Origin of the sequence: Streptomyces sp. NPDC093586, from assembly GCF_044764905.1 — a bacterium.
Lineage (GTDB): Bacteria > Actinomycetota > Actinomycetes > Streptomycetales > Streptomycetaceae > Streptomyces.
Genome location: NZ_JBIWJA010000095.1, coordinates 1 through 2,395, shown reverse-complemented (window position 1 = coordinate 2,395; position 2,395 = coordinate 1). Strand labels below are relative to the sequence as shown.

General features: G+C 67.6%; 3 protein-coding genes and 2 pseudogenes. 1 reads left to right on the top strand and 4 read right to left on the bottom strand.

Annotation, left to right across the window (positions count from 1 at the left end):
• Nucleotides 1-116: 116 nt before the first annotated feature.
• Together ACIRFH_RS36520 and ACIRFH_RS36515 are read right to left on the bottom strand one after the other, a co-directional pair.
• Nucleotides 117-620 carry a tyrosine-type recombinase/integrase gene (locus ACIRFH_RS36520; protein WP_403530888.1) on the bottom strand — a complete coding sequence of 168 codons (504 nt, stop codon included), beginning with the start codon at nt 618-620 and terminating at the stop codon, nt 117-119.
• A gap of 14 nt (nt 621-634) precedes the next feature.
• A complete protein-coding gene (locus ACIRFH_RS36515; RefSeq protein ID WP_403530885.1) occupies nt 635-1,165 on the bottom strand; it encodes a hypothetical protein in 531 nt (176 codons plus the stop codon).
• A 195-nt stretch (nt 1,166-1,360) separates the two neighbouring features.
• On the opposite strand from ACIRFH_RS36515, the pseudogene ACIRFH_RS36510 reads away from it, so the two are divergent.
• Nucleotides 1,361-1,555, top strand: a pseudogene (locus ACIRFH_RS36510) (pirin family protein); the annotation flags it as partial.
• Nucleotides 1,556-1,659: 104 nt separating this feature from the next.
• On the opposite strand, the gene ACIRFH_RS36505 reads toward ACIRFH_RS36510, so the two are convergent.
• The gene (locus ACIRFH_RS36505; protein WP_403530882.1) at nt 1,660-2,157 is read right to left on the bottom strand and encodes a nucleoside deaminase; all 498 of its coding nucleotides are present in this window, start codon (nt 2,155-2,157) and stop codon (nt 1,660-1,662) included.
• Nucleotides 2,158-2,300: 143 nt separating this feature from the next.
• Nucleotides 2,301-2,395: pseudogene (locus ACIRFH_RS36500) on the bottom strand (cyanate hydratase); the annotation flags it as partial.

The following is a 2,395-nucleotide window of genomic DNA, read 5'->3' as shown; positions in this document are numbered from 1 at the left end:
ACCCCAGGCCGTTCGTCTGGACGAAGACCGCCGACGAGATCCTCGACAAAGTCGCCGCCTACTGCCGACGAATCTCCGACTCAGGTCACTAGGGCATACAGGGCAATACGCCTAGATCAAATGCCCTCTAAGTGGTGGTTGAGGGTGGTGGCGGCGGTGCTGCGGCTGCTGGGCATGAGGTGTCGGTAGGTCTTGAAGGTGACGTCGATGTTGTTGTGGCCCAACCATTCGGTGACGTCGGTGATGGGGATGTTGTGGGTGAGGCAGTTGGAGGCGAAGAAGTGCCGGTAGCTGTAGATCACCATGCCGTCGGGGACGTCGACTTCGCCGGCTTTCTTGATCCGCTGCCATTGGTTGTTGAGGTAGTAGTGCGGGAGCGGCCGGGACGGGGCCTTGGGGTGGCGTAGCAGGTGACCGCCGACGGTGCCGTGTTTGTCGGCGTACCACTCGATGGTGTTCTTGACGCGGGCGGGCAGGGGCATGTCCCGGTACTCGCCGGTCTTGCGGTGTTTGAGGCGGGCGTAGTGGCCGGTGGTCTGGTTGACCTGTTCGGTGATGCGGTGGACGTCGTCGGCGACGATGTTGCGGAGGTTGACGGCGGCGGCCTCGCCGTTGTGCATGCCGCACCCGCTCATCAGGTCGGAGACGAGCAGGAACCGGTCGTCGCCGGCCGTGCGTATCTGCCGCAGCTGTTCGGGGTGGGGATGACCGCGCGTTTCGGGTCGTACTGGGGCGGTTTCACGCCGGTGAGGGGGTGGTCGTCATAGAGGCCGAGGCGGTGGGCGTCCAGCAGGATGGCCTTGAGTTTGTCGAAGGCGTTGGCCTGGGTGGCCAGGCCCGCGCCGGCGCGTTCCATGGACCGGGTGAAGCCCTCGACGACCTTGTGGTCGAAGGCGTTCATCCGTCGGCTGCCCAGCAGCGGCAGCATGTGGTGTTCCAGCAGGGAGTCCAGGTGCCGCACCGAGGCCGGGCCGAGGTCGCGCTGGCCGGCCTTCCACTCGGCGGCGTACTCGGCGAACCGCATCGCTCCGTAGAAGGAGATCCGTTCCGCCTTGGTCCGGCTCCGCAGTCCCGTCGCCTTCCTGGCGTTGTAGACCTCCGTCAAACGCCCGACGGCCCTCTCCTGGGGCGCGAACCCCGCCTCCTCCACCTGCCGCCCCGCCACCGACCGGTAACGGATCTTGTAGGAGTGCGGACACTTCGACCACCGCGACCGCGGATGCTCACACTCCTCGAAGAACGACCCCGTCCCACGAACCAGCGAATCCCGCCCCACGGCCGACCCGCTCCCGCGTCCGATGCTGACGGTTCGCTGACCGCCTGGCATGCGGCACGCCTCCGACGTGCGGAAACGTTGATGGAGTTCGCTATGTGGGGGAACTTCATCGGACGGTCGCACGACGACATCGTGCGGGCTCGCGAGGACTGGATCAAAGGGCCCCGTCTCGGCATCAAAGGGCCCCGTCTCGGCGAGGTGCACGGCTACGACGGGGCGCCTCTGCCAGCGCCGGAGCTGCCGAACGCACCCTTGAAGCCGCGCGGACGGGTGCGCTGACCTACGGAGACACCGGTCCTCCACCAAGCCGGCCGGCTATGGCTGATACGCCTGTTCGAGTCCTTCGTCCAGGTGGGCCCAGGCCGCCTTCTCGATCACCCGGGTCATGCGGTGGGGGCGCCCGCGACGCGGCGCTCGCCGCCGTTGCGCTCCTGCCAGAGGCGGTACACATCGACGGCGTCCTCGCGCTCCTCGTAGCGCATCGGCATCCGTCGGTCCTGCCAGGGCTTGGCGATCTCGTCGTAGAAGGTGCCGAGCTCGAAGTACTTGCGGTCGTCGACGTAGTGGGGCTCGTAGGCGTCGCGGGTGGTGAGGAAGACGACCTCGTCCGGCGAGCAGTAGTACAGCGATCCCAGGCACATCGGGCAGGGGTGGGCGAGGACGTAGATGGTGGCGCCGGTCAGGTGCTCGGTGCCCAGCTTGGTGCAGGCGTCGCGGATGGCGAGGATCTCCGCGTGGGCGGTGGGGTCACTGGTCTGGGCGACCTTGTTGGGGCTCTCGGCGAGGATCTCGCCGTCCTTGACGATGACGGTCGCGAACGGGCGGCCGCCCTCGGCGACGTTCTGACGGGCGATGTCGATGGTGCGCTGGACGAAGTCCATGAGAGATCCTCCAAGTACGGAAGGGGGGCGAGGCCGCCGACGGGTGGCTTCGCGGGGTTCGAGGAACCGGGCGGGGCGGGCCGGAAGGCTGTTCTTCCGGCCCGCCCCGTTGCCGCCCGTGTGCGACGCCGTAGAGGCGGCGGTCAGAAGGGCTTGGTCGGCAGGTACTTGCCGTCCAGGGTGATGACGGCGCGCTCGCCGCCCTCGGGGTCGGCGACCTTCTTCACGTCGAGCCTGA

Bases quoted from the DNA above. Each gene is read 5' to 3' on its own strand.
- ACIRFH_RS36520 (WP_403530888.1), bottom strand. From the start codon at position 620: ATGCACAACGGCGAGGCCGCCGCCGTCAACCTCCGCAACATCGTCGCC.
- ACIRFH_RS36505 (WP_403530882.1), bottom strand. From the start codon at position 2,157: ATGGACTTCGTCCAGCGCACCATCGACATCGCCCGTCAGAACGTCGCC.